At 70.6% G+C, this 5989-nt stretch carries 5 protein-coding genes; 1 reads left to right on the top strand and 4 read right to left on the bottom strand.

Features of this window, described 5'->3' with window-relative positions; genetic code table 11:
• Positions 1 to 136: 136 nt before the first annotated feature.
• Positions 137 to 1366: a zinc metallochaperone AztD gene (aztD, locus tag FOE67_RS13925; RefSeq protein ID WP_182664119.1), complete on the top strand. Its 1230-nt coding sequence runs from the start codon at positions 137 to 139 to the stop codon at positions 1364 to 1366.
• A gap of 79 nt (positions 1367 to 1445) precedes the next feature.
• Here the strand turns inward: aztD and FOE67_RS13920 are convergent, their stop codons facing one another.
• From FOE67_RS13920 to FOE67_RS13905, 4 genes are all read right to left on the bottom strand, one after another.
• Complete coding sequence (locus FOE67_RS13920; RefSeq protein WP_182664117.1) at positions 1446 to 2627, bottom strand: ABC transporter ATP-binding protein; 1182 nt, start codon at positions 2625 to 2627, stop codon at positions 1446 to 1448.
• A 68-nt stretch (positions 2628 to 2695) separates the two neighbouring features.
• Entirely contained in the window at positions 2696 to 3523 is an 828-nt protein-coding gene (locus tag FOE67_RS13915; protein ID WP_143621753.1) for a carbohydrate ABC transporter permease, read from the bottom strand.
• 56 nt (positions 3524 to 3579) lie between these two features.
• Positions 3580 to 4464 carry a carbohydrate ABC transporter permease gene (locus FOE67_RS13910; RefSeq protein WP_182664123.1) on the bottom strand — a complete coding sequence of 295 codons (885 nt, stop codon included), beginning with the start codon at positions 4462 to 4464 and terminating at the stop codon, positions 3580 to 3582.
• A gap of 167 nt (positions 4465 to 4631) precedes the next feature.
• Positions 4632 to 5989 (bottom strand): ABC transporter substrate-binding protein (locus tag FOE67_RS13905; RefSeq protein WP_323384903.1); only part of this gene is annotated, 1358 nt, incomplete at its 5' end.

The raw sequence follows: 5989 nt of genomic DNA, 5'->3' as shown, positions 1-5989 counted from the left end.
CCCCACCACCCATCCACCGCCACCGGCCCCCACGGGTCCGGAGCACCGCTGTGCCGCCCCGGAGGCCCGGGGCGGAGGGTTCCGCCCCCCACCGGAACCCGTCCCATCACCCATCACCGAAGGGAATCCACCCATCATGCGCACCGCATCCCGTGCCCGGGGCGTCGCCGCCGTGGCCGCGACGCTCACCGGCGCCCTCCTGCTGACCGCCTGCGGCGGCGGGGACGACTCGGCCGACTCGAACGGCACCGGCTCCGACCGGAACACCGCCGAGGTGGACGACACCGACGGGACCACCGAGGCCGCCGAGGCCAACGAGCCCCTGGTCCTGACCCACGACGGCGGCCTGCGGATCCTGGACGGCGACACCCTGGAGGTCGTCCACGAGATCGAACTGGACGGCTTCAACCGGGTCAACCCGGTCGGTGACGACCGCCACGTGATGGTCTCCACCGCCGAGGGCTTCCGGGTGCTGGACGCCGTCACCGGCGAGCTGACCGACGTCTCCTTCCCCGGCGAGAAGCCCGGCCACGTCGTCCACCACGCGGGTGTCACCGTGCTGTTCACCGACGGCACCGGCGAGGTCACCATGTTCGACACCGACGCCCTGGGCGACGGCGCGCCGGAGGTGGAGACCCACATGTCGGACGACCCGCACCACGGCGTGGCGATCAAGCTCTCCAACGGCGAGCTGGTCACCACCCTGGGCACCGAGGAGGCCCGCACCGGCATCGTGGTGCTGGACGCCGACGGCGAGGAGATCGCCCGCAACGAGGACTGCCCGGGCGTGCACGGCGAGGCGACCGCCCGCGACGAGGCCGTGGTCGTCGGCTGCCAGGACGGCGTCCTGGTCTACCGGGACGGTGCCATCACCAAGGTGGAGAGCCCCGACGACTACGGCCGGATCGGCAACCAGGCCGGCTCCGGGGAGTCCGCGATCGTGCTGGGCGACTACAAGAGCGACCCCGACGCCGAGCTGGAGCGCCCGGAGCGGGTCTCCCTGATCGACACGGAGACCGGTGAACTGCGCCTGGTGGATCTCGGGAGCAGCTACACCTTCCGTTCCCTGGCCCGCGGCCCGCACGGCGAGGCCCTGGTCCTGGGCACCGACGGCAGCATCCACGTCATCGACCCGGAGGCGGGCGAGGTCGTGAACTCCATCCCGGTCGTCGAGGAGTGGGAGGAGCCGATGGAGTGGCAGCAGCCGCGTCCGGCGATCTTCGTGCGCGACCACACGGCGTACGTGACCGACCCGGCCGGCGGGGCGGTGCACGCGGTGCACGTGGAGAGCGGTGAGATCCTCGCGAGCGCGGAGCTGCCGGACACGCCGAACGAGATCAGCGGCGTGATCGTCGACGCCCACTGATCACCATCCCGACACGCGGGGCGGGCCCGGGCACGATGCCCGGGCCCGCCCCGCGCGCGTCCGGCCCCGGGACCCGGCCTCACTCCGCCCGGGTGAGGTTGCGGCCCGAGTCGGGGTCGAAGAGCAGGATGTGGGCGGGGTCGAACCACACGTCGAGCTCGGCGCCCTCCTTCGCCCGGGTGGCCGCCGAGAGCCGGGCGATGAGCTGCCGGGGTCCGCCGCCCTCGTCGGCCGAACCGGTGACCGAGGCGAGATCGGCGAGCTGCCGGGCCTGCGGGCCCTCCCCCTCCAGTTCGAAGTAGGCGTACTTCTCCGAGCCGAGCGACTCCAGCACGTCCACGGTGCCGGTGAAGGTGTGGCCCTTGTCCCGCAGGTGGTCCTCGACCAGGGCGGCGTCCTCGAAGTGCTCGGGTCGGATGCCGGCGATCAACTCGCGGGGGGCGTCGGCCGCGGACAGCAGGGTGCGCGAGCGGTCGGGGAGCGGCACCGATCCCAGCGGGGTGGAGAGCCGGTCGTTCTCCACGGTCACCGGCAGGAAGTTCATCGAGGGGGAACCGATGAAGCCGGCGACGAAGAGGTTGGCGGGCTCGTCGTAGAGGTGCTGGGGGGAGCCGATCTGCTGGACGTTGCCACCCTGGAGGACGACGATGCGGTCGCCGAGGGTCATCGCCTCGGTCTGGTCGTGGGTGACGTAGAGGGTGGTGGTGCCCAGCTTCTTCTGCAGGCGGGACAGGGAGGTGCGCATCTGTCCGCGCAACTTGGCGTCGAGGTTGGACAGCGGCTCGTCCATCAGGAACGCCTTGGGGTCGCGGACGATGGCGCGGCCCATCGCGACCCGCTGGCGCTGGCCTCCGGAGAGGTTGGAGGGGCGGCGGTCGAGGTGTTCGGTGAGGTCCAGGACCTGCGCGGCCTCCTCGACCTTGCGCCGCACGGTTCCGTCGTCGACCTTCGCCAACCGCAGCGGGAAGGCCATGTTCTCCCGCACGGTCATGTGCGGGTAGAGCGCGTAGGACTGGAACACCATGGCGATGTCCCGGTCCTTGGGGGCGCGCTCGTTCATGCGTTCGCCGTCGATGCGCAGTTCGCCGGCGGTGATGTCCTCCAGCCCGGCCACCATGTTGAGGGTGGTGGACTTCCCGCATCCGGACGGGCCGACGAGGATGATGAACTCGCCGTCGGCGACGGTCAGATTCACCTCGGACACCGCGAGCGCGCCGTCCGGGTAGCGCTTGGACACCTGGTCCAGAACGATCTCGGCCATGGTCGGTTTCTCCCCTGCTCCCTGTGATCCCCGGGTTCTCGCGCGAGCTTCTGTGTGTGTCGGTCCCGTCAGCCCTTCACCGCGCCGGAGGTCAGTCCGGCGACGATACGGCGCTGGAAGAGCAGGACGAAGATGACGATCGGAATGGTGATGACCACGGCCGCGGCCGAGATCGTGCCGGTGGGATCCTCGAACTGCGAGGCACCGGTGAAGAACGCCAACGCCGCCGGAACGGTCCGCGCGGACTCCGAGGCGGTCAGTGAGATCGCGAAGAGGAAGTCGTTCCAGCAGAAGATGAAGACCAGGATGGCGCTGGTGACCACGCCGGGCGCGGCCAGCGGGACGATGACCCGCCGGAACGCCTGGATCGGGGTCGCGCCGTCCATCTTCGCCGCCTTCTCCAACTCCCACGGGATCTCCCGGAAGAACGCCGAGAGGGTGTAGATCGCCAGCGGCAGCGCGAAGGTGATGTAGGGCAGGATCAGGCCGGGCCAGGTGTCGAACAGTCCGAGTTCCCGCTCGATGTTGAACAGCGGGGTGACCAGGGAGATCTGCGGGAACATCGCGATCAGCAGCGAGACGCCGATCAGGGCCCGCTTGCCGGGGAAGTCCAGTCGGGCGATGGCGTAGGCGGCCATCACCGCCAGGGACACCGCGATGAAGGTGGAGATCAGCGCGATGCCGATCGAGTTGATCAACGCCCTGGTGAAGATGCCGGTGGAGAAGATCTCCGCGTAGTTGTCCATCGTCCACGAGCGCGGGATGAAGTTGCCGTCGTTGATGGTGTCGCTGGTCTTGAAGGACAGCGACACGATCCACAGCACCGGCACCAGCGCGTAGACCACCACCAGGAGGTTGATCACCGACCAGCTCAGTCGGCGCCGGGCGTCGTGCATCGCGTTGCCCCCGGCGGCTGCCGGTGCGGCGGTCTCGGGCGCGGTCGTCGCGGCCATCAGCGGCCCCTTTCCCCGGTGCTGCCGGGCGCGGCGGCCCCGAACAGCTTCACGAACAGGAACGCGATGATCGCCACCGAGATGAAGATCAGCACCGACATCGCGGAGCCGATGCCGAGGTTCAATCCCCGGATGAGGTTGTTGTAGGTGATCATCGAGACCGACGAGGTGTCGTTGGCACCGCCGGTGAGGACGAAGATGTTGTCGAAGATCCGGAAGGCGTCCAGGGTGCGGAACAGCAGCGCCACCAGGATCGCCGGCTTCATCACCGGGATGATGACCTTCCACAGCCGCTGCCAGGGGCCGGCGCCGTCCATCGCCGCCGCCTTGGTGAGGTCGTCCGGCACCAGGGCCAGGCCGGCCAGCAGCAGCAGGGCCATGAACGGCGTGGTCTTCCACACCTCGGCGAGAATGATGATCGCGATGGACGCGGCCCGGTCGGTCAGCGGCGCCCCGTCCGGGGCGAAGGTTCCGGCGAGATAGCCGGTATCGGGTGTCCAGGCGTAGAACCAGGAGAACGCGGCGACGACCGTGACGATGCCGTACGGGATGAGCGTCACCGTCCGCACCAGGTTGCGGGCGACCAGCGTGCGGTGCATGACCAGCGCCAGCGCCATGCCCAGCACGAGTTCGATGGCGACCGAGATCACCGTGATGAGGGTCGTCACCCAGAACGCCGTCCACCAGTAGGAGTTGGTGAGGACGACGATGTAGTTCTCCAGGCCGATGAACTCCTGCTGGTCCGGCAGTCGCAGGTCGTAGCGGTGCAGGGAGAGCCAGATGGAGTAGATGATCGGCCAGCCGGTGACGGCGACCATCACCAGCGCGGCCGGGGCGCACAGCAGCCAGCCCAGTCGCCGCTCGGCGCGCTTGCCCTCGCTCATGGCGGCCCGGCCGCCCCGGCCGCCGTTGCCTCCCGGATCGACGGGGCGGGAGCCGCCGCCCCCGCCGCCGGTTCCGGCGGGGGCGGGGGTGGTGTCCTCCCGGCGGGGCTTCCCGGCGTGCCGGCCGGTGCCGGGCCTCGTCGCGGCCCGATCGGGTTCGGTCGTGGTCACGGGAGCACCCCCTGGGATTGCAGCGCGGCGTCGAGTTCCTCGCGCAGTTCGTCGGCGGTGGCCTCGGGGTCGATGGCCGACGGTGGCGAGAGGATCTTCGCGGTGACGGTGGAGAGGTTCTGGTAGACGGGGGTGAGCGGCCGGACCGCCGCCTCCGCCAGGGCCTCGCGGATGGTCTCCTTGGGCGGGTACTCGTCGGCCATCGTCGGGTTGGTCTCCGGGTCGGCCGGTCGGTCGGGGTCCAGCGGTGTCTCGTCGTCGTAGACGGTCCCGATGCTCGGCGGCAGACCGGAGAGCAGCGCCTGGTACTTCTGGCTCTCGGCGCTGCGCAGGCACAGCGCGGCCTCGAACGCCTCCGGCTTGTGCTCGGAGTAGCTGCTGACGGCCAGGTTGTAGCCACCGGCCGTCGCCCGGCTCTCGTCCCCCTCCTCGACGGTGGGGTAGCGGGCCCACCGGATGTGCTCCAGGTCGTCGGGCCGCTCCTGGGCGTAGGAGGCGTAGACGAAGGGCCAGTTGAACTGGAAGGCCCCGCCGCCGCCCTGGAAGGCGAGGCGGATCTCGTCCTCCTGCTGGTTGGACAGCGAGGGGCTGGTGATGCCGGAGGCGGACAGGTCGCGCAGGATCTCCAGCGCCTCGACCACGCCCTCGTCGACGACCGCCTCGGTGCCGTCCTCGGAGAGCAGTTGGCCGCCGGTGGAGGCGACCAGGCTGTTGAAGAAGACCACCAGGCCCTCGTACTGGGCGCCGGTGAACAGCACCCGGTACGGCTCGCCCTCCTCGCGCAGCCGCTCGGCGGTCTCGATCAGCTCCGACCAGGTGGCGGGCGGCTCGGGGGTGATCCGCTCGTCGTACCACATGAGCTGGATGTTGGTGTTCTTCGGGGCACCGTAGACCTTGTCGTCCCAGATCGCCGTCTCCAGCGGGCCGGGCAGGACGTCGCGGATGGCCTCCTCGCGGTTCTCCCCGGTCCACTCCTCGATCCACCCGGCCTCCGCGAACTCCGGGATCCAGGTGACGTCCAGGCCCAGGACGTCCAGACCGGTGTCCTCGGCGGCGAGCCGGCGCACCATCTGCTCGCGCTGGCCGTCGGCGTCGCGCGGCAGCTGGTTGTAGACGATGCGGTAGCGGCCGTCGGCCTCCTCGTTGCAGCGCTCCACCACGTCGGGGAGGCTCTCCTCGGGCGAGAGGAAGAGGTTCACCTCGGTGGGGCCGTTGTCGGTGCCGCAGCCGGCGAGCAGCGAGGCGGCCAGCAGCCCCGCCCCGGCCGCCGTGAGGCCGCGCCGCCGGGCGCGGGAGGACGCCCCGCGCGGTGCGTGCCCGGGTCGGCGGGGGCCGGTGCCGCCCGGGGACGCAC

It is taken from the genome of Streptomyces calidiresistens (assembly GCF_014141525.1).
Taxonomy (GTDB): Bacteria; Actinomycetota; Actinomycetes; order Streptomycetales; family Streptomycetaceae; genus Streptomyces; species Streptomyces calidiresistens.
The sequence above is the reverse complement of the archived record's forward strand: the minus strand, read 5'-3'. Positions and strand labels throughout refer to the sequence as shown.